The 22,287-nt window shown below is 69.1% G+C and carries 20 protein-coding genes and 3 pseudogenes; 15 read left to right on the plus strand and 8 right to left on the minus strand.

Annotation, left to right across the window (positions count from 1 at the left end; translation table 11 throughout):
- The first annotated feature begins 100 nt into the window (after window positions 1-100).
- The 5 genes and pseudogenes from OHA19_RS14730 (at window position 101) to OHA19_RS14750 (ending at window position 4,712) form a co-directional block, all read left to right on the plus strand.
- Window positions 101-2,581 carry a serine/threonine protein kinase gene (locus tag OHA19_RS14730; protein WP_405716325.1) on the plus strand — a complete coding sequence of 827 codons (2,481 nt, stop codon included), beginning with the start codon at window positions 101-103 and terminating at the stop codon, window positions 2,579-2,581.
- A pseudogene (locus tag OHA19_RS14735) lies at window positions 2,560-2,826 on the plus strand (type II toxin-antitoxin system Phd/YefM family antitoxin); the annotation flags it as partial. The gene OHA19_RS14730 and the pseudogene OHA19_RS14735, both read left to right, overlap by 22 nt.
- Window positions 2,822-3,010, plus strand: a pseudogene (locus OHA19_RS14740) (type II toxin-antitoxin system RelE/ParE family toxin); the annotation flags it as partial. The pseudogenes OHA19_RS14735 and OHA19_RS14740, both read left to right, overlap by 5 nt.
- Window positions 2,990-3,601: pseudogene (locus OHA19_RS14745) on the plus strand (transcriptional regulator); the annotation flags it as partial. The pseudogenes OHA19_RS14740 and OHA19_RS14745, both read left to right, overlap by 21 nt.
- A 310-nt stretch (window positions 3,602-3,911) precedes the next feature.
- The gene (locus OHA19_RS14750) at window positions 3,912-4,712 is read left to right on the plus strand and encodes a toll/interleukin-1 receptor domain-containing protein (protein WP_405716323.1); all 801 of its coding nucleotides are present in this window, start codon (window positions 3,912-3,914) and stop codon (window positions 4,710-4,712) included.
- Between the two features lie 467 nt (window positions 4,713-5,179).
- On the opposite strand, the gene OHA19_RS14755 is transcribed toward OHA19_RS14750, so the two are convergent.
- A complete protein-coding gene (locus tag OHA19_RS14755) occupies window positions 5,180-5,623 on the minus strand; it encodes a hypothetical protein (RefSeq protein ID WP_405716321.1) in 444 nt (147 codons plus the stop codon).
- A 474-nt stretch (window positions 5,624-6,097) separates the two neighbouring features.
- Window positions 6,098-7,516 (minus strand): ATP-binding protein, encoded by a 1,419-nt coding sequence (locus OHA19_RS14760; RefSeq protein ID WP_405716320.1) that lies wholly within the window; start codon window positions 7,514-7,516, stop codon window positions 6,098-6,100.
- A 309-nt stretch (window positions 7,517-7,825) separates the two neighbouring features.
- On the opposite strand from OHA19_RS14760, the gene OHA19_RS14765 reads away from it, so the two are divergent.
- The 3 genes from OHA19_RS14765 to OHA19_RS14775 all read left to right on the plus strand — a co-directional run bounded on the left by OHA19_RS14765 (window position 7,826) and on the right by OHA19_RS14775 (window position 9,121).
- Window positions 7,826-8,332: a DUF2004 domain-containing protein gene (locus tag OHA19_RS14765; RefSeq protein ID WP_405750443.1), complete on the plus strand. Its 507-nt coding sequence runs from the start codon at window positions 7,826-7,828 to the stop codon at window positions 8,330-8,332.
- A gap of 218 nt (window positions 8,333-8,550) precedes the next feature.
- On the plus strand, window positions 8,551-8,820 hold the full coding sequence (locus OHA19_RS14770; protein WP_072483971.1) for a type II toxin-antitoxin system Phd/YefM family antitoxin: 270 nt from the start codon (window positions 8,551-8,553) through the stop codon (window positions 8,818-8,820).
- Complete coding sequence (locus OHA19_RS14775) at window positions 8,813-9,121, plus strand: type II toxin-antitoxin system RelE/ParE family toxin (protein ID WP_405716317.1); 309 nt, start codon at window positions 8,813-8,815, stop codon at window positions 9,119-9,121. The genes OHA19_RS14770 and OHA19_RS14775 overlap by 8 nt, the downstream gene beginning before the upstream one ends.
- A 38-nt stretch (window positions 9,122-9,159) precedes the next feature.
- Here the strand turns inward: OHA19_RS14775 and ychF are convergent, their stop codons facing one another.
- Window positions 9,160-10,248, minus strand: coding sequence for a redox-regulated ATPase YchF (gene ychF, locus OHA19_RS14780; protein ID WP_405716316.1), 1,089 nt, complete (start codon window positions 10,246-10,248; stop codon window positions 9,160-9,162).
- 231 nt (window positions 10,249-10,479) lie between these two features.
- Between ychF and OHA19_RS14785 the strand changes: the two genes are divergently transcribed.
- Complete coding sequence (locus OHA19_RS14785; protein ID WP_405716315.1) at window positions 10,480-11,079, plus strand: DUF6542 domain-containing protein; 600 nt, start codon at window positions 10,480-10,482, stop codon at window positions 11,077-11,079.
- A 68-nt stretch (window positions 11,080-11,147) separates the two neighbouring features.
- On the opposite strand, the gene ppgK is transcribed toward OHA19_RS14785, so the two are convergent.
- Together ppgK and OHA19_RS14795 are read right to left on the minus strand one after the other, a co-directional pair.
- Window positions 11,148-11,885, minus strand: coding sequence for a polyphosphate--glucose phosphotransferase (gene ppgK, locus OHA19_RS14790; RefSeq protein WP_405716314.1), 738 nt, complete (start codon window positions 11,883-11,885; stop codon window positions 11,148-11,150).
- Between the two features lie 131 nt (window positions 11,886-12,016).
- Window positions 12,017-13,006, minus strand: coding sequence for a 4-hydroxy-3-methylbut-2-enyl diphosphate reductase (locus OHA19_RS14795; RefSeq protein WP_405716312.1), 990 nt, complete (start codon window positions 13,004-13,006; stop codon window positions 12,017-12,019).
- Between the two features lie 110 nt (window positions 13,007-13,116).
- Between OHA19_RS14795 and OHA19_RS14800 the strand changes: the two genes are divergently transcribed.
- From OHA19_RS14800 to OHA19_RS14815, 4 genes are all read left to right on the plus strand, one after another.
- On the plus strand, window positions 13,117-14,535 hold the full coding sequence (locus tag OHA19_RS14800; protein ID WP_405750445.1) for an APC family permease: 1,419 nt from the start codon (window positions 13,117-13,119) through the stop codon (window positions 14,533-14,535).
- Between the two features lie 151 nt (window positions 14,536-14,686).
- Window positions 14,687-15,898: an exodeoxyribonuclease VII large subunit gene (gene xseA / locus OHA19_RS14805; RefSeq protein WP_405716308.1), complete on the plus strand. Its 1,212-nt coding sequence runs from the start codon at window positions 14,687-14,689 to the stop codon at window positions 15,896-15,898.
- Window positions 15,899-15,974: 76 nt separating this feature from the next.
- Window positions 15,975-16,241 carry an exodeoxyribonuclease VII small subunit gene (locus OHA19_RS14810; protein ID WP_405716307.1) on the plus strand — a complete coding sequence of 89 codons (267 nt, stop codon included), beginning with the start codon at window positions 15,975-15,977 and terminating at the stop codon, window positions 16,239-16,241.
- Between the two features lie 209 nt (window positions 16,242-16,450).
- Window positions 16,451-17,041 (plus strand): malonic semialdehyde reductase, encoded by a 591-nt coding sequence (locus OHA19_RS14815; protein ID WP_405716306.1) that lies wholly within the window; start codon window positions 16,451-16,453, stop codon window positions 17,039-17,041.
- A 154-nt stretch (window positions 17,042-17,195) separates the two neighbouring features.
- Here the strand turns inward: OHA19_RS14815 and OHA19_RS14820 are convergent, their stop codons facing one another.
- Complete coding sequence (locus OHA19_RS14820; protein WP_405716305.1) at window positions 17,196-17,714, minus strand: DUF4245 domain-containing protein; 519 nt, start codon at window positions 17,712-17,714, stop codon at window positions 17,196-17,198.
- A gap of 141 nt (window positions 17,715-17,855) precedes the next feature.
- Between OHA19_RS14820 and glpX the strand changes: the two genes are divergently transcribed.
- A complete protein-coding gene (glpX, locus tag OHA19_RS14825; RefSeq protein ID WP_405716303.1) occupies window positions 17,856-18,887 on the plus strand; it encodes a class II fructose-bisphosphatase in 1,032 nt (343 codons plus the stop codon).
- Between the two features lie 283 nt (window positions 18,888-19,170).
- Here the strand turns inward: glpX and OHA19_RS14830 are convergent, their stop codons facing one another.
- Window positions 19,171-19,554, minus strand: a complete 384-nt coding sequence (locus tag OHA19_RS14830; RefSeq protein ID WP_405716301.1) for a WhiB family transcriptional regulator — start codon at window positions 19,552-19,554, stop codon at window positions 19,171-19,173.
- 174 nt (window positions 19,555-19,728) lie between these two features.
- Window positions 19,729-20,391 (minus strand): DUF1707 domain-containing protein, encoded by a 663-nt coding sequence (locus OHA19_RS14835; protein ID WP_405750448.1) that lies wholly within the window; start codon window positions 20,389-20,391, stop codon window positions 19,729-19,731.
- Window positions 20,392-20,597: 206 nt separating this feature from the next.
- Here OHA19_RS14835 and OHA19_RS14840 point away from each other — a divergent pair, with 206 nt between their 5' ends.
- On the plus strand, window positions 20,598-22,262 hold the full coding sequence (locus OHA19_RS14840) for a fumarate hydratase (RefSeq protein ID WP_405716299.1): 1,665 nt from the start codon (window positions 20,598-20,600) through the stop codon (window positions 22,260-22,262).
- The last annotated feature ends 25 nt before the right edge of the window (window positions 22,263-22,287 follow it).

Genomic DNA, 22,287 nt, shown 5'->3' on the forward strand with positions numbered 1-22,287 from the left:
CGGCGGCGGGGCGGCCGCTCACTGCTCCGCGGCAGTTCCGTGGCGCCGTGGTGAAGATGACTCCTTGTTCTGACGGGCGGAGTAATGAGGGGGCGGGGTGATGAGGGAAAGCGGATTCGGCGAAGAAAAGCCGCTTGTCGCGGGGGATCCGGTACGGCTGGGGCCTTATCGGATGCTCAGCAGACTGGGTGCGGATGCGACAGGCCGGCTGTACCTGGCACATTCTCCGGGCGGACGCCGAGTAGCCGTCAAGGTCGTCCATGCCGGGATGGCACGCGATCCTGAATTCCGCGCCAGGCTCCGGCGTGAGGTCGCGGCCGCTCAGCGCGTGAGCGGGGCTTTCACCGTGCCCGTCGTCGGCTCCGACACCGACGCGACGACGCCTTGGATTGCGGCCATTTACCTCGCCGCTCCCTCGTTGGACATGGTGATCGCCGCTGAAGGACCGCCGTCGGCGCACTCCGTGCGGCGGCTCGCGGCAGCACTGACCGAGGCGCTCGGCGCCGTACACCGCGCGCGAATGATCCACGGCGACCTCGGACCGTCCACCATTCTGGTACTCAAGGACGGTCCACGGCTGATCGACTTCGGGGTCACCCGAGCGCTGGACGCGGACACGATCCGGCTGATGGCCGACCCCGGCTACACCTCACCGGAGCGGCTGCTGGGCGACGCCGCGTCCGAGGCCTCGGACATCTACGCACTCGGCGCGGTCCTCCACTTCCTGGCGACGGGCCGGGGTCCGCACGGCCGCGGCGGGACGAGCGAACCCGGCCACCCCATGGTGCGCTCCGAGCCGGACCTGAGCGGGGTCGCCGACGACCTCCTGCGGGAGTCGATCTCCGCGTGCCTCGCAACGGATCCGGCGGCTCGGCCCACCTCCGAGAACCTGTTGATACATCTGCACCGGGCTTTGGCGCGACCACACGACGCCGCCGAGGCCGACGACGTCGAAGCCGATGGGCCACCTGCCCGGAATCGCCATGGGGCACGTCGGCGGTTCCGCCGGACTGTCGCGGCCGTCGCGGCCGTCGCGGCCGTCAATCGCAAGGTCGCGGCTCTGGTCGGCGTACTCTCGCTGCTGGCCGCGATCGGCATCGGCCTCGGTATCGGCATCGCCAATGAGCCACCCGACTCCGGCCCTCGGAGCAACCGGTCGAGCCCTTCATGGTCGCCGGGCTCTTTCTGGTCGTTGACGAAGGGCGCGGCAGGTGACTACGTCGGTCTGTGGAGCACGCCCTCGAGCGTGGTGCTCGGGACCTCGACCGGCCTGACCGCGTACGACCCTGCCACCCGGGCGAAGCTCTGGTCCTGGCTGCCCCCCAAAGGCAGCTCATTGTGCAATATGAGCCGTCGCAGTTCCGAAGGCATAGGCGCCTTCATCTACGGAACGAGCGAAGCGGATTACGGATCGCAATGCGATCACCTGCAAACGATCTCCCTATCCTCCGGAACGCTCAACTGGACCAAAGCCGTCACAGGCGTGGCCAGCGGCACACCCGGAACCATGGGTGGGGAAATCAACGAATCCCTATCCATCGGCGACGGCATGGTGACCGCACCATTCAGGCACGAATCCGACAGTAGAACTGACTTGATCAGCGTCGCCGTACATGGCGGCACCGTCAACTGGTCGACGAATTACGGCGACACCTCAATGCCCAATGGGTGCAGGCTCACCGGCAAGGCGCAGGAATTCAACGGCAAGATATACGCATTCGGCATGTGCGACAACTACACCCGCGTCAAGCTGCTTGCTTTCGATGGCCGATCTCCCTCCTCGGCTTCTGCGGTGTCGGCGCTTCCGAGCTGCGACCCGAAAGGCGGCGAATCAGGTTCAGTGACCGCGCTGGCAACCGTGCGGACCATGGACTTCCTGGTCGCGGGCGCCGATCACTTGCTGATCGGTTGCAGCGCGGACATTGGCGGTGACAACCTCTACACCTTGCGAGCCGAATCGACCAGACTTACCCCAGTGGAATTGACCGTCATTTCGAACATGATCTCAGCCAATAGTTTGGGCAGCGAAATCCGCATGTTCAACAACACCCTGTACCTCCTGGAACCGATGTCTTCGGCAATGGACACCGGTGTCGTAGCCGTGAACATGGATACAGGAAAACAGCTGTGGGTGAGAAAACTCCCCAACGACTATTCGGGGCGACTACTGACGGCCGGCAAGTCGGGCGTGACGGTCCTGACATACGAGACACTGAGTCCGACCGCCATATACTCCCTGGCTGCGACAGACGGTTCAGCAACAAAACACGAATCGCTGAACACCACGGCCTCCAAAGCCCTGGGCAAGGTTGCTTATCCGGATCCCCACGCCGTTTCCGTCGGCAGCTACCTTGCCCTCGGGTTCCCCAGCGAGGAGACGACCGAGAGCGACGTGCCGGTCTTCGCCGTCCTGCCACTGCAAGACGGAGCCACCCAGGCGATTCAGCACCCATCCAGCACGGTGCGGGTTCATCCAGCACATCCAGCACATCAGGCCGCGGTAAAGGGTCAGGACCGGCCGACTCGGCGACATTGTGTACACTCGGTACACTTGAGCGCATGGCGCAGCCCATGCCCATAGAGTCCATCCGCGACGTGCGCGCACACTTGGCCGAGGTCGTGGAGCGGGCCGACCGGGACGACGTACCCACCGTGATCACGCGCCGAGGCAAAGAAGTCGCCGCCGTTGTGTCCATCGAGGTGCTCCGGAAGTACCAGGAGTGGGAAGAGCTCGAGATCAACCGGATCATCGACGAGCGCATGGCGAATCCGGCAGCCGGCATCCCGATTGAGGACATCATGAGGGAGACGCTGGCACGCAGTGAGTATGTACCGCACCGCCTTCCGGCCCGAAGCCCAGGCAGAGCTCCGCAAGATCCCCCGCGACATGGCGCTCCGCATCCTGGCCAAACTGACCGAGCTGGAAAGCGACCCGCTCGGCTTCAGCACCACCGCACTCGTCTCCCAGCCCGAACGCCGCCGCCTACGAGTCGGTTCCTACGCACTGGTGCGACGCGCCCTGGTCACAATGTACGGCGGGGACGCCGCTGGCACCGTCGCCCTGGCCCGCCGCGCCCAGAGCAGCGAACTCCCGCCGCGCATCCGGGGACTCGCGGCCCAGCGGGAGGCCCAGGGGCACGCGCTCGTCGGCAACGAAGTCGACTGCCTCCGCAGCCTCGACAGGGCGCGGGAACTGCTTGCCAGCGACGACGCCCGTAATGGCGCCGAGCCCGTGATCGGCACCTCCCATGTAAGCGATCCGGCGGCGATGTCGACCGGCTGGTGCCTGCACGACCTCGGCCGTCCCAAGGCCGCCGCCGAGGTACTCGACCGGGAGTACCGCCGCCTCCCGCCGCACGCGCTGCGTACCCGCGCCCGGTACGGCTTCCGCCGGTCCTTGGCCCATGCCGCCTCCGTGGAGGTCGAGCACGCGTGCGCGATCGCCGGGGATCTCCTGGAAGTGATGCCGGCCGTGCCCTCGGCGACGGTGAACAGCGACGTCCGGCGTCTCGCACGGGAACTCTCCCGGTTCCGGAGCAGCCGCGCCGTACGTGATCTGCAGCCCGCGCTGGCACGCGTGCTCGCCCCCGCGCACGACTGACAGCCCCTCCACGACCGACACGGACTCGAGCCGCCCGGCTCGCCGGACTACCCGGTCCCTCCGGCCCTCCGGATCCCACGATCCCCGGCGGAACCCTCTGATCACCGCTCGACGCGTCGCATCGCGCCCCCGGCTTCTTCGGGCTGCCCGCGACCAGTGACGCACCAGACGACGCCCCCCATCCGCATGCCCTCCCGTGGATGCGCCGTGCCGTCCACACAGTCGGGACCTCATGGCCCGGGCGGACCGGAGCCCCGGTCCACAGCCCCGCGCCCGTTCACCCTGTCTTCCTCTCACGAAGGGAACCTTCATGCCCGACGTCTTCGTCAACTACCGCACAGGCGACGAGGAGTCCGCAGCGACCATGATCGCTCGGGAACTCGCCCGTCGGTTCGGCGACGAGCGGATCTTCTTCGCCAGCAACTCGATCGAGCCCGGACGCCGTTTCCCAGTGGAACTGGTCAGGGCGGTGGAGGAGTGCGAGGCTCTCCTCGCCGTGATCGGCCCGCGCTGGGCGGAGGTGCGGGGGGCCGACGGCCGCCCCGCCCTCGAAGCCGAGCAGGACTGGACCCGTCGCGAGATCCAGACCGCGCTCGGCCGCGGGGTCCTGGTGATCCCCGTGCTCGTCGGAAAGGCCACGCGGATCGACCGCTCCGTCCTTCCGGACGATCTGCTGGAGCTGGCGGACTGCCAGTACAGGCGGTTCGACCACCGCAACGCCGAATCGGACCTGACGGCGCTCGGCGACGCCCTCGCCCGGCTCCTGCCCGAGCTGGGTGCGATGGACCGGGACGCCCGTGCGGTGCGGGAGCGGGCGGAGGCGAAGTCCCGTGAGAAGTCGGCCCGGGACACCAGGCACACCAGGCACACCAGGATGCGGACGCGCGACGTCGAACAGCGCGTGCGCGGCATCGGAAACCTCAACGGAGAACTGTCCGGCGCCTTCGTCAACGAACCGCAGGGGCCCGTGAACACCGGTGGGGGGCACCAGTACAACGCTCCCCACTTCGAGGGCGACAACACCGGGGTCCAGTTCACCGCGGGCGACAACAGCGGTACGGTCCACCAACGCTTCGAGCGCGAGCGTCGGCGCTCGGACGACGGACGATGACCGAGCAGGACCGCGTCACCGTCAACGATCCGCGCGGCCCGGTGAACAACGGCGAGGGGCACCAGTACGTCTTCTACGGCGTCGGCGCGGACTGGATGATCCGCAAAGGGGTCGAGTCCCTCCGGATCCCCCGCGAGGACCGGGTACGCCTGGCCGACCGGTTCGTTCGGCCGGTGGGCTATCGCATCGCCGCCGACTGCCTGGAGAAGCCCGGATCGGTGGTGCTGCTGGAGGCTGCGCCCGGCAGCGGCCGGCGCGCCGCAGCGATCATGCTGCTGCACGAGCTCGGTGAGGACGCAGGCGCTGAAGAGGAGCAGGAGGAGGACCGGTTCGAGGAGCTTCCCGCCACGGACAAGGACGAGGCCGCTCTCGCCCCCGGCGAGGGGGACCGCTTCCTCCTCGACCTCTCCGGGATCGCCGACGAGGAGGCTTATGCCAAGGCCCAGCGCCTCCTGGTCGTGCGCCGGTCACAGGCCCAGGAGGCGGGGGCCCACATGGTGGTCGTCCTGCCGTCGGACATGGAGCACGCCCACGCGCCGGAGCTCGAACCGCACACGGTGATGCTGGGGCGCCCTCGGGGGATCGCCGTCGTCACCCGGTACCTCCGTATGGACCGGATGGCCTTCCACTCCACGGACCTGGGGAGCTACGACCTCCAGCGCCTGTGCGAACGCTCCCCCATGCGGGAACTGGCGCGGCTCGCGGGGCTGGTGAGGTCTGCTCGCGACAGCGGCCGGTTCGGCGTCGACTTCGCGGGATGGCTCGACCAGGCGATGCACGCGGTGACCGACCGTGCCGGTGAGGTGGGCCGGCAGGTGGCCACGGTCCGCACCGCGCCCGAGCGGGCCCTGCTGCTTGCGGCGGCAGTGTTCGAGGAGGCCCGCGCCGACACCGTCTACGAGGCGTGGCACGGCTTGATGAGGACGGTGAGGCACGAAGAAGAGACGACTACCGAGCTCGCACGGACGGATTTCGGGGAGCGATTGGCGACGCTCGGGATCGAGCGGGACCTGGAAGGGCGGCTCCACTTCGGGCGGCTGGCCTACGCCGACGCGGTACGGACGTACTTCTGGGCGAACTTCCCCGGGACGCGCGACGACCTCAGGAATTGGATCGGCCATGCCGCCGGGCTCCGCGGTCTGACCACCGACGACCGGGTGAACGTCGTCGTCCGCTTCGGCGAGCGGTCCCTGGCCGTCGGGCGGCCCGACCACCTCTTACGGTCGGTCCTCCGAGGCTCCCCCTTCACCGCACACCGCGGCGGGGGAGCCTTTCCTGTCCCGGGACCTGGGCACGAGGAGGCTCAGGACCGCCAACGCTGCACAACAGCGCCGGTAAGCGACCGAGGCCTCACCGACTCCCGTACCTCACCTGACATCCGCCACTCACAGCGGCCAGGCGGTCAGCAAATCGCCAGGGCCGTAGGTGGCGTCGAGCCCCGGACAGTCGACTCCACTACGCGAAACCGCCACGACTGGAACAGGTTCGTCGGTGAGGGCAGCCCGGTGCCGATGCAGAGCGGCCAAGTCATGCCGGTCGAAGGGCGACTGCTCCAGCCACTTGATGGAGCCGACGAAGAACAGCTCCTTGGCGATGGGTGCGCGGTCGGCCCCGACGATATCGATCTCGATGTCGTTGGTGCGGGTCCAGTAGCCGCCCACGGCGGGGGCCGCGGGCAGCCGGTCGTCGGGCAGTATCCGCGCCAGGGCCTCACGGACAAGAGGCTCGACGGCCCGACCACGCCAGCTGGTCCAGTTCTCCCGGATGCGCGCCAAGGTCAGATCGCCCCGCCCCCGCTCGACCTCCTCCATCGACGGGCCGAGCAGGTGCAACCAGAACCGCAGGTACGGATCTGTCACCCGGTAGCGGCGGTCCTTCGACGGGCGCAGCGATACAGGCAGCTCGCCGGCGACGATCCGTTTTTGCGTAAGCAGCTCCAGAGCTCGCTGCAGCGGCGTGGCCCCGATCCCGCCGGCTGCACGGGCGATATTGGTGAAGGTCCGCTCGCCACTCCCGATGGCCGCCAGCACCTTGCGCGCCTGTACCTGCGGGGGGAATTCGGCGGCCAGCGAACGCTCGGCCGACACCAGCAGGGCCGAGACCGGATCGCTCAGCGCCTCGCCGAGGAAGTCCCACAGCCCTGCGCCGCGCGGCCACTCTGCGCAGATCAGCGGCAGCCCGCCGGTGACCAGTGCGGCGTCGAAGGCTTCCGCCGGATCCAGCCCGAGCATCTGCCCCACCTCGGCGGGGTTGAGCGGTCCCAGCACCATCTCCCGGCCGCGCTGATGGAAGGGGCGTCCGTAGCTGTTCAGTGCCTCCATCATCGACAGATCGGAGCCGATGAGGACCAGCAGCACCGGCTTGGTCTCCAGCACCCGGTCCCAGGCCCGTTGCAGCATCCCTTCAAAGGCGCCGTCGGTATCCATCAGGTACGGCACTTCGTCGATGATCAGAACGCTCGCCTGGTCGGCAGGCAGCGCCGCGGCCAGCACATCGAACGCGGCATCCCAGTTCTCCGGCCGCGCGGCGGCCACCAGCCCCGCCAACGGCAGCGTCGACACTTCGGCGTCCCTGGCCAGCCGTGCCAGATCATCCCTGGGGGATGCACCAGTCGCAGCGAAGAACAAGAAAGGGGCTCCGGAGCGCTCCGCAAAGCGCTCGACCAGCCGCGACTTACCCACCCGGCGCCGCCCACGCAACATCACGCACCGACCGGGCCGCTCCCCGCCGATCCCTGCCGCCACCTTCTGCAGCTCTCGCTCCAACGTCGCCAGCTCCTGGCGACGTCCTACAAAATCCACCACGCCCGGTCGACCTCCACCCGTGACACTAACAACAATGTTAGCAACATAGAGGTTAGTGATTGCCTTCGTGACCCTCGACCGACGTGTCGACTGAGCCTTAAGACGCGGTGGCAGTCTGCGCACTGGTGTGCACTCAAGGTTGTCGTTTCGAGCAGACCGCGCGCGTGCGCATCGCGTACGGGCAGGTGACACCGGAGGCGCTGTACCGACAGAACCGGTACCCGCGCACGGAATGATCGAGGTCGTAACCTGGACCAGGAACGTTCACTGCTTCTCAAGCCGTCCCCGCCCATCGAAATGACAGGCCCCATGAAGAGTATCGATCACCCTCACTTCGGGCACCTTGAGGTTCCGCCGGTGGGCGAGACGGAAGTCATCTGGGAAGGCACAGCCGCGCTGGGAAGCAGTGAGGTCGAAGTCCGACTGTGGGCCGAACCCAGCTCCGGGCTGGATGCGGGAGAACTGGATACGTTCGCGACGCACCTGGCCCACCTGCCGGCTCTGGACACCGCGGCTCGCGCGGCAATCCGTGAGGACCTGCAGCGGGATCGCCGCTTCATCGACCACCACGCCGCCGAACTCGACGACGCCGAGGCGATCAAACGCCTCACCCGGGAAGCGAACGGCGAAGCGATCAGCGCCGACGCGTTCACTGCAGCCATGCACCCCGTTCGGATCGGACTGTGGCACCTGATCGGCGAGGCCAAGGCCCGGATCGTCATGGACTACACGATCGACGCTGCGACCAGTGACGAACTCCTCGCCGTCAAGGTGGCCCGCGACGGGGCCGTGGTTTCCGTCGACTGGGAAAGCTGACGGCGTCAGCCCCGCCTCGGTGGTGGCAACGCGGCAGCACCGAACGGGGCACGGCGCATCGATCCTGGGCACTGAAGACCCGGACCGCGCCGGCATGGGTCATAGAAAGAACTGCTCCCGGATCTCTGTCCCGGAATCAGCCACCCAATCGGCAGCTCATCCCAACGAGGCATGCAACCCAGATTGTGTACACATGGCACACTCGGTACCTTTGGGGCATGACTCAGCCGCTGCCCATAGAGTCCATCCGCGACGTACGCGCTCACTTGGCCGAAGTCGTCGAACGGGCCGACCGCGACGACATGCCCACTGTCATCACCCGCCGCGGCAAGCAGGTCGCCGCCGTGGTCTCGATCGAGGTGCTGCGCAAGTACCAGGAGTGGGAAGAGCGCGAGATCAACCGCATCATCGACGAACGCATGGCGAGCCCGGCCGCCGGCGTCCCGATCGAGGACGTGATGAGGGAGACGCTGGCACGCAGTGAGTGACTACCGCACGGTGTTCCGACCCGAGGCCCAGGCCGAGCTTCGCAAGATCCCTCGCGACATGGCGCTTCGTATCCTGGCCAAACTGACAGAGCTGGAGAGCGACCCTTTCGGCTTCAACACCACGGCACTTGTATCCCAGCCTGAGCGCCGCCGCCTACGAGTCGGCGACTATCGCGTCTGCTACACCATCGACAACGGGGAACTAGTGGTGTGGGTCGTACACGTCGGACACCGCTCCACGGTCTACGACACGCAGCCGCTTCAGGTTCTGCGGACTACTGCGGACAGCACAACGGCCTGACCTGCCTTCTCGCAGGTCAGGCCGTTATTCACGTCCAATCAGACGTTGAAGCGGAATTCCACCACGTCCCCGTCCTGCATCACGTAGTCCTTGCCCTCCATGCGGGCCTTGCCCTTGGCGCGGGCCTCGGCGACGGAGCCGGTTTCGATCAGGTCCTCGAAGGAGACGATCTCCGCCTTGATGAAGCCCTTCTGGAAGTCGGTGTGGATCACACCGGCCGCCTCGGGGGCCGTGGCGCCCTTCTTGATCGTCCAGGCCCTGGCTTCCTTCGGGCCCGCCGTGAGGTAGGTCTGGAGGCCCAGGGTGTCGAAGCCGACGCGGCCGAGGGTGGCCAGGCCGGGCTCCTCCTGGCCCATGGACTGGAGGAGCTCCAGGGCCTCGTCGTCGTCGAGCTCGATCAGCTCGGACTCGATCTTGGCGTTGAGGAAGATCGCCTCGGCGGGCGCGACCAGGGCGCGCTGCTCGTTCTTGAAGTCCTCGTCGACCAGCTCGTCCTCGTCGACGTTGAAGACATAGAGGAAGGGCTTGGTGGTCAGGAGGTGCAGCTCGTGGAGGAGCTTGCCCTTCTCGGTGCCGGCGGTGATGCCCGAGGCGAAGAGGGTCTGGCCCGACTCCAGGATCTTCTGGGCCTCCTCGACCGCGGCGAGGACCGCGACCTTCTCCTTCTGGAGGCGGGACTCCTTGGTGAGGCGCGGGACGGCCTTCTCGACGGACTGGAGGTCGGCGAGGATCAGCTCGGTGTTGATCGTCTCGATGTCGTCCTTGGGCGAGACCTTGCCGTCGACGTGGACGACGTTCTCGTCCTTGAAGGCGCGGATGACCTGGCAGATGGCGTCGGACTCGCGGATGTTCGCGAGGAACTTGTTGCCCAGGCCCTCGCCCTCCGAGGCGCCGCGGACGATGCCCGCGATGTCGACGAAGTCGACCGTCGCGGGGAGCAGCCGCTGGGAGCCGAAGATATCCGCCAGCTTGTTCAGCCGGGCGTCCGGGACGCCGACGACGCCGACGTTCGGCTCGATCGTGGCGAACGGGTAGTTGGCCGCCAGCACGTCGTTCTTGGTCAGGGCGTTGAACAGGGTCGACTTGCCGACATTCGGCAGACCGACGATTCCGATCGTGAGCGACACGTTGGCGACTTCCTGAGGAGTGAGGAGGGAGGTGGTGATGAGGTGAGAGGTACCGCGGACCGGGTGGTCGATTCTCCAGTTTACGGGCGGGGGCGGGCGGGCCCCCACGGGTCCGGTCGGGTGCCGATCCGGTTCCCGTTCGGCCGTGTGGCATCGAACTCATCCCCCTAGGTCGCGCAAAGGGCGTGTCCCGTACCTGGTTCCTGCTGCCCGGCGACCTACGTTGTCCCGGTGGAGCAGCACAGGACACGTCCCCCGCAGCGCAGGCAGTCTCGCCAGGCCCCGCTGTCCCCTCAGGGCACCATCGAGGAGACCGCGACCGTCTACCGGGTGGTGAGCGCGCCGGAGGGCCGTTCGCGTCCGGTGCCGCCCGTCGTTCTCGCGCTGCGCAGGCTGCCGAATCCCCGGCTGACGGGGATCGGGGCCGGACTCTTCGCCGCTGCCACCATGTTCGTACTGGCCTGTCTCGACCTGCTGGCCCTCGACGGTTCGTCGGTGGTGTTCGGTGTGCTGTTCCTGCCGGTCTGCGCGCTGACCGCACTGTGGGTGCGGCCCGCGGACCTGGTGACCGCGCCGATCATCGTGCCGATCGCGTTCGCCGTCGGGGTCGTGCCGATCGCGGGCGGCACGGGCGGCTTCGGCGGCCGGATCATGGCGGTCGTCACCGCGCTCGCCGTGCACGCCGGGTGGCTGTACGGCGGAACGCTCATCGCCGGGCTCATCGCGACCGTACGGAAGGTACGGCTGATGCGTCAGCGGCAGCGCCGCATGCTCCTCGCCGCACAGACGGCCCGCCCCTCCTCTCAGGGAGCACGCCGCCCGCGGCGGTGAGTGTGCGGGCCGCGTGGCGGGGGCTCCAGGCGCCGGCCTCGCGGGTGGACGGGAGTGCGGGGTGGTGCTCAGTGGCCCCCGGCCGCCATCGCCGCGCCGACGATGCCCGCGTTGTTCTGAAGCTCCGCGGGCACCATCTCGGCCCGTACGTGCTCGATCAGGGGCAGGAATTTGTCGGCCTTGCGACTGACCCCGCCGCCGATGATGAAGAGCTCGGGCGAGAACAGCATCTCCACATGGGCCAGGTACTTCTGCACCCGGTGCGCCCAGTGGTGCCAGCTCAGGTCCTCGTCCTCCTTGGCCTTGGTGGAGGCGTGCTTCTCCGCGTCGTGGCCGTTCAGCTCCAGGTGGCCCAGCTCGGTGTTGGGTACGAGCCGGCCGTCCACGAAGAGGGCGCTGCCGATGCCCGTACCGAGCGTCAGCACGATCACGGTTCCCTTGCGGCCCCGGCCCGCGCCGAACGTCATCTCCGCGACGCCGGCCGCGTCCGCGTCGTTCAGCACGGTGACGGGGAGGCCCAGCCGGTCACCGAGCAGTCCGCGGGCGTCCGCGTCGATCCAGCCCTTGTCGACATTGGCCGCGGTACGGGTGACCCCGCCGGTGACGACGCCCGGGAAGGTGACGCCCACCGGGCCCGACCACTCGAAATGGCCGACGACCTCGGCCACGCACTCGGCCACGTCCTTGGGCGTGGCCGGGTGCGGTGTCAGTACTTTGTGGCGCTCCTGCGCCAGGTCTCCGCGGTCCAGGTCCACGGGAGCGCCCTTGATCCCGGATCCGCCGATGTCCACGCCGAAGATCTGCATGCAGTCCACGGTACGGGCAGGCAGCCCGGCTCACTTCCCGAAAGCGGGACGTCCCTGAAGCGGGGCGTCCCTGAGGCGGGGCGGCGCGGGGGCGGGACGTCCCGGGGGGTGGGACGGCGCGGAGCCTGGTGTCACTGCTCCGAGAGGGCGGCGGCCTCGGCGCGCAGGTCGCGGCGGAGTTCCTTGGGCAGCGAGAAGGTGATGGACTCCTCGGCCGCCTTCACGATCTCCACGTCCTCGAAACCGCGCTCGGACAGCCAGGCGAGGACGCCGTCGACCAGCACCTCGGGGACCGACGCCCCGGACGTGACACCCACCGTGGAGACACCCTCGAGCCAGGCCTCGTCGATCTCCTCGGCGAAGTCGACCAGATGGGCGTCGTTCGCACCGGCGCCCAGGGCGACCTCGACCAGGCGGACCGAGTTGGAGGAGTTCTTCGAACCGACGACGATCACGAGGTCGGCGTCCTCGCCCATCTGCTTCACCGCGATCTGGCGGTTCTGCGTGGCGTAGCAGATGTCGTCGCTGGGCGGCGAGATCAGGAGCGGGAACTTCTCCTTGAGCGCGCCGACCGTCTCCATCGTCTCGTCGACGGAGAGCGTGGTCTGGGAGAGCCAGACCACCTTGGACGGGTCACGCACCTCGACACCGGCGACGTCCTCGGGGCCGTCGACCAGCGTGATGTGGTCGGGGGCCTCGCCGGAGGTGCCGATGACCTCCTCGTGGCCCTCGTGGCCGATCAGGAGGATGTCGAAGTCGTCCTGCGCGAAGCGGACGGCTTCCTTGTGGACCTTGGTGACCAGGGGGCAGGTCGCGTCGATCGTGGCGAGCTTCCGCTCGGCCGCCTCCTCGTGCACGGTCGGTGCGACCCCGTGCGCGGAGAACATCACGATCGAGCCCTCGGGTACCTCCGCCGTCTCCTCGACGAAGATCGCGCCCTTTTTCTCCAGGGTCTGTACGACGTACTTGTTGTGAACGATCTCGTGGCGCACATACACCGGGGAGCCGTACTGCTCCAGGGCCTTCTCCACGGCGATCACGGCACGGTCCACGCCCGCGCAGTAGCCACGGGGAGCGGCGAGCAGGACGCGGCGAGGTGTCGTAGCAGTCATGCGACCCATCGTAAGGCCGAGTCGAGCGCGCGGAAGATCAGCCTGGTGGCGAGACTGACGGGACTGACGGGACTGACAGGACTGACAGGACTGATCCGTACGCGACCCAGGGAGGGCTCATGCCGGACACCGGCAGCGGTGGCAGCGGTGGCAGGGACGGGACCACTGGGACGGCGGAAGCGGCGGGCGCGCATCAGGAGGGCGGCCGGCTGCGGCGGACACTCGGCTTCCGGGACCTGGTGGTCTACGGGCTCCTGTTCATCGCACCGATGGCTCCCGTCGGCGTCTTCGGCACGCTGGACGCGAAGTCCGACGGTGCCGTCGCGCTGGTCTATGTGGCGGCGACCGTGGTGATGGCGTTCACGGCGTTCAGCTACGCCCAGATGGTGCGGGTCCTCCCACTGGCCGGTTCGGTCTTCGCCTACGCGCGCAAGGGGCTCGGGGAAGGGCCGGGGTTCATCGCCGGGTGGATGGCGATGCTCGACTATCTGCTGATCCCGGCGGTCGCCTATCTCTTCTCCGGGATCGCGCTGAATGCACTGGTGCCGTCGGTGTCGCGGTGGGTGTGGACGGCGCTCGCCGTCGTCGTCACCACCCTGCTCAACCTCTGGGGTGTGCGGGCCGCCGCCCGGGTCGGCTTCGCGGTGCTGGCGATGGAGATCGCGGTGCTGCTGGTGTTCCTGGTGTCGGCGGTGGTGGTGCTCGTACGGGACGGGGCGCAGCGCGGCTGGCTGACTCCGCTCACCGGTGATTCCGGCTTCTCGGCCTCGGCGGTGCTGGGGGCGGTGTCGGTGGCGGTGCTGTCGTATCTGGGCTTCGACGCGATCGCCACGTTCGCGGAGGAGGTGACCGGGGGCTCGGCGAAGGTGGCGCGGGCGCTGCTGCTCTGTCTGGTGCTGGCGGGTGTGCTGTTCGTGGCGCAGGCGTATCTGGCGGCGCTGCTCGAACCAATGACGTCGGCGGAGCTGGGCGCCGATCCGGCCGCGCAGGGGTCGGCGTTCTACGACACGGTGGACTCGGCGGTCGGCAGCTGGCTGCACGATCTGGTGGCCGTCAGCAAGGCGATCGGGGCGGCCTTCGCGGCCCTGGCCGGGCAGGCGGCCGCGGGGCGGCTGCTCTTCGCGATGGCCAGGGAGCGGCGGCTGCCCTCGCTGCTCTCCAGGGTCGACCCGCGGTCCGGGGTGCCGCGGATCGCGATCCTGCTGGCCGCCACGGTGACGCTGATCGCCGCGGTGTGGGCGGCCCGGCGGGACGACGGGCTCGACCGTCTGGTGTCGGTCGTCGACATCGGTGCGCTGACGGCCTTCGTGCTGCTGCACGCGTCGGTGGTCGGCTGGTTCGCCGTACGCCGGATGGCGGGACCGCCGAGCTGGTGGCGGCATGTGCTGGTGCCGGTGGTGGGTGCGGGGGTGCTGATCGCGGTGATCGTGGAGGCGACGCCGAGCGCCCAGGTGGTGGGGGTGTGCTGGTTCGCGGTGGGGCTGGTGGTGCTGGCCTTGCAGTGGGGGCGCGGCGTACGGCCCGGGGCGGCGGGGTGAGTCGGCGTTCCCGAGTGCGGACGGTGTCCCGAACGTTCCATCCTGAGCGCGGTGCCCTGAGCGCGGTGTCCGGTGGTTCGACGACAGGGCCCGGCGGTTCTGTTCTGTCGTGGGCGCCCGGTTGTCGGTGGGGGCGGATACGCTCGCTCGCATGGCTCTCCAGACGTCCGCGGAAGCTCCGCTGCCCGTAGGTGATGTGTCGCGGCTCATCGGGGGCTGGATCGACCGGCTCGGGGCGGTCTGGGTCGAGGGGCAGATCACCCAGCTGTCGCGCCGGCCCGGCGCCGGGGTCGTGTTCCTGACGCTGCGCGACCCGTCACAGGACATCTCGGTGAGCGTGACGTGCTTCCGGCAGGTCTTCGACCGGATCGCGGATGTGGTGACGGAGGGGGCGCGGGTCGTCGTCCTGGCCAAGCCCGAGTGGTACGCGCCGCGCGGCCAGCTGTCCCTGCGGGCCACGGAGATACGGCCGGTCGGCATCGGTGAGCTCCTGGTCCGCCTGGAACAGCTGAAGAAGTCGCTGGCCTCGGAGGGGCTCTTCGCTCTCGACCGGAAGAAGCCGCTGCCGTTCCTGCCGCAGCTGATCGGCCTGGTCTGCGGGCGGGCGTCGGCGGCCGAGCGCGATGTGCTGGAGAACGCCCGGCGGCGGTGGCCCGCGGTGCGTTTCGAGGTGCGCAACGCGGCGGTGCAGGGTGTGCACGCGGTGAATCAGGTGGTCCAGGCGGTGAAGGAGCTGGACGACCTGCCGGAGGTCGACGTGATCGTCGTGGCGAGGGGCGGCGGCAGCGTGGAGGACCTGCTGCCGTTCTCGGACGAGCAACTGATCCGGACGGTGGCCGCGTGCCGTACGCCGGTGGTGTCGGCGATCGGTCATGAGCCGGACTCCCCGCTGCTCGACCTGGTCGCGGACCTGCGCGCCTCCACGCCGACCGACGCGGCGAAGAAGATCGTGCCGGACGTGGGCGAGGAGCTGGACCGGGTGCGGCAGCTGCGCGACCGCGCGCTGCGGACCGTACGGGGGCTGCTGGACCGCGAGGAGCGCGGGCTGGCGCACGCCCTGGGCCGGCCGTCGATGGAGCGCCCCCAGCGGATGGTGGACGAACGCGCGGCGGAGATCGACGCGCTGGTCGGGCGGAGCCGGCGGGTGCTGGGGCATCTGCTGGACCGGGCGGACTCGGAGCTCGCCCACACCCGGGCCCGGGTGGTCGCGCTGTCTCCCGCGGCGACGCTGGAGCGCGGTTACGCGGTGCTGCAGCGGGCCGACGGCCACGTCGTACGGGCTCCGGCGGACGCGGGGGCGCCGGGCGAGGTGCTCCGGGCACGGGTTTCGGGGGGCGAGTTCGCGGTGCGGGTGAGCGAGTGAACGGGGTCGGGATCATGGACGGACGAGAGGCCCGGGGTCGCAGGCCCCTGGCGGGCCGGAACGTAGGGTGGGGCGCATGACGGACGACGCGACTACGGCGGCGGGTGCCACGGGCACGCTCGGCTACGAGCAGGCCCGTGACGAGCTGATCGAGGTGGTGCGCCGCCTGGAGGCCGGCGGTACGACGCTGGAGGAGTCCCTCGCGCTCTGGGAGCGGGGCGAGGAGCTGGCGAAGGTGTGCCGGCACTGGCTGGAGGGCGCGCGCGCCCGGCTGGACGCGACCCTTGCGGGGCCGGCGGACTCCGGAGAGAGCGGCGGCACGGCAACGGCCGACAACGGCTGAGGTCGCCCTCCGCCTCCGAGGCAACCTTCTGGCCTCTGCCTCCGAGGCCGCCTTCCGGCCACTAGCGACTGCCCGTGGCCGCTGCGGGGGCGGCGGGGAGCTGTGGAACGGATCACCCCGCCCATTTTTAGTTGAACATTAACCTACTTTTCGACTACCGTGATCCGGGTCAGTCGATCCACGCGTCCGTCCGGAAGGCAATACGCACGATGTCCCTCGCTCTTGACCCCGCCGCCCAGGACCTCCTCTTCCGTGAGGCCCGCACCGCCAACACCTTCACCGACGAGCCGGTGACCGAGGAGCAGGTCCAGGCGATCTACGACCTGGTCAAGTTCGGGCCGACCGCGTTCAACCAGTCGCCGCTGCGCGTCGTCCTGGTCCGCTCCGACGACGCCCGCGCGCGCCTCGTGAAGCACATGGCCGAGGGCAACCAGCCGAAGACCTCGACCGCCCCGCTGGTCGCGATCCTGGCCACCGACAACGAGTTCCACGAGGAGCTCCCCGCCCTGCTCCCGCACTTCCCGCAGGCCAAGGACGCGTTCTTCTCCGAGCGCCCGGTCCGCGAGTCGGCCGCCGCGCTGAACGGCGCGCTGCAGGCCGCGTACTTCATCATCGGCGTCCGCGCCGCCGGCCTGGCCGCGGGCCCGATGACCGGCCTCGACACCGCGGGCATCGAGAAGGAGTTCCTGGACAGCGACCACAGCCTGCTGATGGTCGTCAACATCGGCAAGCCGGGCGAGGACGCCTGGTTCCCGCGTCTGCCGCGTCTCGCCTACGACGAGGTCGTCAAGACCGTCTGAGTCCGGCCGTCGCCGCGTGTGCGGCGTACGGAAGAAGGACCTGGAGAAGGGCCCTGGAGCACTCGGTGCTCCAGGGCCCTTCTCCGTACCACGGCGACTCTCTCCGTACGGCCGCGACGCCCTTCTCCGTACGGCGGTGACGCCCGGCGCGGCGTCAGGACGACTTGAGTGCGGCGGCCATCTCCGCCAGCCGCTCCGGCGAGGCGGAACCCGTCACCACGGTGGTCGAGTCCTTGTCGTGGCGCACGAGGGCGTCGTACTTCGGGCCCTCCCAGTGCTGCCAGGTCTCGCCCGCGACCTGCTGCGTACGCCCGGTGTTCTTGGCGTCCTGACTGACCTCGGTGACGTATTTCTTCGCCGGGGACGTCGACTGCTCCACCGCGACGTACTTGCCCTCCGGGTCGAGGAAGCCCAGGTGCCAGCTGTTGCCCGCCTTGCGGTCGTAGCTGACCGAGGTCGGCTTCCACTTCTCGGCCAAGCCGTCCGGGGCGGCCACGGGGTACGGCGCCGCCCGGCGGGCCGTCAGGAGCTCCACGCGGTAGTCGACCGCCTCGACCGGGTTGGCGTTCTCGTCGTGCGGAACGAAGATGTAAACAACCCCTGCCGCGGCGGAGATGACCGCCATCGACAGGAACATGTCCCGCACCGTCTGCTTGCCTCGCTTGCTAGCCACGGGTCCATGGTCGCATTGGCCCCGATGGGCCCGCCCCGGGGGCAGCCGCTCATAAGTGACCCGGTCTGCTCATTTTGTCGACCTGACGATAGAGTCGCAGCACCCTCTTCCGGTCGTCGCCGTACAGAAAGGTGCGCTCCGATGTCCGAGCATCATCTGCCGTCCCAGCTCGAGGTCTCCCCCGAGGCCCCCGACCGCAACCTCGCCCTGGAGCTGGTCCGGGTCACCGAGGCCGCCGCCATGGCGGCGGGGCGATGGGTGGGCCGCGGCGACAAGATCGGCGCCGACGGCGCCGCCGTGAAGGCCATGCGGACCCTCGTCTCCACCGTCTCGATGAACGGCGTCGTCGTCATCGGCGAGGGCGAGAAGGACGAAGCCCCCATGCTGTTCAACGGCGAACGCGTCGGCGACGGCACCGGCCCCGAGGTCGACATCGCCGTGGACCCGATCGACGGCACGACCCTGAACGCCAAGGGCATGCCGAACGCGATCGCCGTACTGGCCGCCGCCGACCGCGGCGCCATGTTCGACCCGTCGGCCGTCTTCTACATGGACAAGCTGGTCACCGGCCCCGAGGCCGCCGACTTCGTCGACATCAACGCCCCCGTCTCGGTGAACATCCGCCGGGTCGCGAAGGCGAAGAACTCCGCCCCCGAGGACGTCACCGTCGTCGTGCTCGACCGCCCGCGTCACGAGGGCATCGTGAAGGAGATCCGCGAGACCGGCGCCCGGATCAAGTTCATCTCCGACGGCGATGTCGCCGGCTCGATCATGGCCGCCCGCGAGGGGACCGGCGTCGACCTGCTGATGGGCATCGGCGGCACACCCGAGGGCATCATCTCGGCCTGCGCCATAAAGTGCCTCGGCGGTGTCATCCAGGGCAAGCTCTGGCCCACGGACGAGGCCGAGCGCCAGCGCGCGCTGGACGCCGGGCACGACCTGGACCGGGTGCTGTCCACCGACGACCTGGTCAGCGGCGACAACGTGTTCTTCGTCGCGACCGGCATCACGGACGGTGAGCTGATGCGCGGCGTGCGGTACCGCGCGGAGACGGCGACCACCGAGTCGATCGTCATGCGGTCCAAGTCGGGCACCATCCGGAAGATCGACTCCACGCACCGGCTCTCGAAGCTGCGCGCCTACAGCGCGATCGACTTCGACCGCGCGAAGTAGACCTGGTCCCGCCCGCCTTCCGGAAGCCGGGCGAGGCCTCCGGAAGCCGGGAAGGTCTCCGGAAGCACCACGCGAAGAGGCGCCCCCCATGTGCGGTGGGGGCGCCTCTTCGCGTGGTCGCCGGCGAGACAGTGCGCGCGAATGCGGGACCGTACGGACGCGGGTGCCGATGCGGGTGCGGACACGGGGCCGACGCGGGGGCGCCGCATGCAGGTGCGGACGCGGCCACCGACGCGGGGTCCACGCGATACCGACGCGTACGGCCCGGATCGGCCGGATCCGGTCAGCCCGCCGCGGCGATCCGGCCCGTCGCGCCGGAGGAAACGGCCGAGGCCTTGCGCTCCATCTCGCGACGTCTGCGACGGGCGAGCACCACCCGGCGCTCGGCGGCGGTGAGGCCGCCCCACACCCCGTACGGCTCCGGCTGTATGAGCGCGTGCTCCTGGCATTCGATCATCACCGGGCAGCGCGCGCAGACCCGCTTCGCGGAATCCTCGCGCGCGAGTCTGGCAGCAGTCGGCTCTTTCGACGGGGCGAAGAACAGCCCGGCTTCGTCCCGGCGGCACACCGCCTCCGAATGCCAGGGGCCGGCCTGCTCCTCCCGCGCGGGGGTGCGCTGGGAAGGGACAGCGGCGACCTGCAGGGGCTGATGCGGCAGTTGCAGCACGGTCTACTCCTGACGACGGCTTCGCGAGCGAGAGACGATGCAGCATTCCCTACCCGCTGTGCGCATGCCTAAGCACTGAGTGGCACCGGGGCCGGGCTGCGAAATAGCGGTCGGCCAGGAATTTGGCTTGTTTTCGAAGGGGATTCGAGGGAGTTCCCGCGGAGTTCCGGCGGACTATCCGAGGTATTTGCGCAGCCGGTCCTGGAGGTCCGCGATGAACTTCCCGCGCTTGGGCTTCGCCTCCACGCTGCCGAACACGGAATAGCCGTTGACGACGACCACCGGTGCTTCGGGGTCGGCGGATTCCAGTGTGGCGACTTCGAAATTGCCGAAGACGCCCGTGCCACTGCCGCGCAGCGAGATGTTCTCGGGAACCTTGACCTCGACACTCCCGAAGACGGAGGTCGCGTTGATGACCGTGAGCCTCTGACCGAAAAGCGCCTCGGTCAGATCGACCTCCACGCTGCCGAAGAGCGCGAAGGCGTTCGTACGGCTGCCGACCCGCCAGCGCCCCTTGCGGGTCGAACTGCTGAAGATCGCCACCAGGTTGTCGGCGGGGCCCGTGGGGCTGTCGTGACCATGGACGCCGGGGACGGCGGTCGTACGGGCGGCGCCTCCCGGCGCGGGCAGGTCCCGTACCAGCGGTTCCAGCTCGCCGACGGTCTTGGCGCGGTAGACCGCGTCGACCCGCTCGGCGTGCTCGTCGGCGGTGAGCCGGCCCTCGGCCATGGCTTCCCGCAGGATGTCCGCGATCCGGTCACGGTCCGCGTCGGAGGCGCGGATACCGGCCGGCTCCACCGGGGCCACTGGCTGCTGGGGCTGCTTCTCGAGGTCCACCGACCCAGCGTACCCAAACGCGATAGATCGCGACTAGCCCCCGCCCGGCCCTCCGCCGTGTCGCACCCCGCCCCCCGCGACGGCCGCCCGGGGACGGCCGAACTGAGCCTTACCTCACAGCTTCGGCACTCCTGCGGCGTTCTACCCTGGTGGGTGCGCTGCCCAAGGGAGGTCAGCCGCCGTCTGCCGAGTGAGGAATGGCCGTAATGCCAGAGTTTGCGTACTCCGATCTGCTCCCCCTGGGCGAGGACACCACGCCGTACCGCCTGGTGACCTCCGAGGGTGTCTCCACCTTCGAGGCCGACGGTCGTACGTTCCTCAAGGTCGAGCCGGAGGCGCTGCGCACCCTGGCCTCCGAGGCCATGCACGACATCTCGCACTACCTGCGCCCCGCCCACCTGGCGCAGCTGCGGCGGATCGTGGACGACCCCGAGGCCTCGTCCAACGACAAGTTCGTCGCACTCGACCTGCTGAAGAACGCGAACATCGCGGCGGCGGGCGTGCTGCCGATGTGCCAGGACACCGGCACCGCGATCGTCATGGGCAAGCGCGGGCAGAACGTCCTCACCGAGGGCGGTGACGAGGAGGCGCTGTCGCACGGCATCTTCGACGCCTACACCAAGCTCAACCTGCGCTATTCGCAGATGGCTCCGCTCACCATGTGGGAGGAGAAGAACACCGGCTCGAACCTGCCCGCCCAGATCGAGCTGTACGCCACCGACGGCGGCGCGTACAAGTTCCTCTTCATGGCGAAGGGCGGCGGCTCGGCCAACAAGTCGTTCCTCTTCCAGGAGACGAAGGCCGTGCTGAACGAGGCCTCCATGATGAAGTTCCTGGAGGAGAAGATCCGTTCGCTGGGCACGGCCGCCTGCCCGCCGTACCACCTGGCGATCGTCGTCGGCGGTACGTCGGCCGAGTTCGCGCTCAAGACCGCGAAGTACGCCTCCGCGCACTACCTGGACGAGCTGCCCGCCGAGGGCTCCCCCACCGGTCATGGCTTCCGGGACAAGGAGCTGGAGGAGAAGGTCTTCGAGCTGACGCAGAAGATCGGCATCGGCGCCCAGTTCGGCGGCAAGTACTTCTGCCACGACGTCCGCGTCGTCCGCCTCCCCCGGCACGGCGCCTCGCTGCCCGTCGCGATCGCCGTCTCCTGCTCGGCGGACCGCCAGGCCACCGCGAAGATCACCGCCGAGGGCGTCTTCCTGGAGCAGCTGGAGAAGGACCCGGCGCGCTTCCTGCCGGAGACCGAGGACGCCCACCTGGACTCGGGCGACGTCGTGAAGATCGACCTCAACCGGCCGATGGACGAGATCCTCGCCGAGCTGACCAAGTACCCGGTCAAGACCCGGCTCTCGCTGACCGGCCCGCTGGTCGTGGCCCGCGACATCGCGCACGCCAAGATCAAGGAACGACTGGACGCGGGCGAGGAGATGCCGCAGTACCTGAAGGACCACCCGGTCTACTACGCGGGCCCGGCGAAGACGCCCGAGGGCTACGCCTCCGGCTCCTTCGGCCCGACGACGGCCGGCCGCATGGACAGCTATGTCGCGCAGTTCCAGGCGGCGGGCGGCTCCAAGGTGATGCTCGCCAAGGGCAACCGGTCCAAGCAGGTCACCGACGCGTGCGACGCGCACGGCGGTTTCTACCTCGGCTCGATCGGCGGCCCGGCGGCCCGCCTCGCGCAGGACTGCATCAAGAAGGTCGAGGTCGTCGAGTACGAGGAGCTCGGCATGGAGGCGGTCTGGAGGATCGAGGTCGAGGACTTCCCCGCGTTCATCGTCGTCGACGACAAGGGCAACGACTTCTTCACCGAGCCCGCCCCGGCACCGACCTTCACCAGCATTCCGGTGCGGGGCCCGGGTCTCGCCTGACCGGTCGGCAGAAGGCCGGCCCTGC

It is taken from the genome of Streptomyces sp. NBC_00012 (assembly GCF_045040875.1).
Classification (GTDB): Bacteria; Actinomycetota; Actinomycetes; order Streptomycetales; family Streptomycetaceae; genus Streptomyces.

What these genes read in the sequence shown, in the direction of transcription:
- OHA19_RS14730 (WP_405716325.1), top strand. Translation starts at nt 101, where the DNA reads ATGAGGGAAAGCGGATTCGGCGAAGAAAAGCCGCTTGTCGCGGGGGAT.
- OHA19_RS14750 (WP_405716323.1), top strand. Translation starts at nt 3,912, where the DNA reads ATGCCCGACGTCTTCGTCAACTACCGCACAGGCGACGAGGAGTCCGCA.
- OHA19_RS14765 (WP_405750443.1), top strand. Translation starts at nt 7,826, where the DNA reads ATGAAGAGTATCGATCACCCTCACTTCGGGCACCTTGAGGTTCCGCCG.
- OHA19_RS14770 (WP_072483971.1), top strand. Translation starts at nt 8,551, where the DNA reads ATGACTCAGCCGCTGCCCATAGAGTCCATCCGCGACGTACGCGCTCAC.
- ppgK (WP_405716314.1), bottom strand. Translation starts at nt 11,885, where the DNA reads ATGCAGATCTTCGGCGTGGACATCGGCGGATCCGGGATCAAGGGCGCT.
- OHA19_RS14795 (WP_405716312.1), bottom strand. Translation starts at nt 13,006, where the DNA reads ATGGGTCGCATGACTGCTACGACACCTCGCCGCGTCCTGCTCGCCGCT.
- OHA19_RS14800 (WP_405750445.1), top strand. Translation starts at nt 13,117, where the DNA reads ATGCCGGACACCGGCAGCGGTGGCAGCGGTGGCAGGGACGGGACCACT.
- xseA (WP_405716308.1), top strand. Translation starts at nt 14,687, where the DNA reads ATGGCTCTCCAGACGTCCGCGGAAGCTCCGCTGCCCGTAGGTGATGTG.
- OHA19_RS14810 (WP_405716307.1), top strand. Translation starts at nt 15,975, where the DNA reads ATGACGGACGACGCGACTACGGCGGCGGGTGCCACGGGCACGCTCGGC.
- OHA19_RS14815 (WP_405716306.1), top strand. Translation starts at nt 16,451, where the DNA reads ATGTCCCTCGCTCTTGACCCCGCCGCCCAGGACCTCCTCTTCCGTGAG.
- glpX (WP_405716303.1), top strand. Translation starts at nt 17,856, where the DNA reads ATGTCCGAGCATCATCTGCCGTCCCAGCTCGAGGTCTCCCCCGAGGCC.
- OHA19_RS14840 (WP_405716299.1), top strand. Translation starts at nt 20,598, where the DNA reads ATGCCAGAGTTTGCGTACTCCGATCTGCTCCCCCTGGGCGAGGACACC.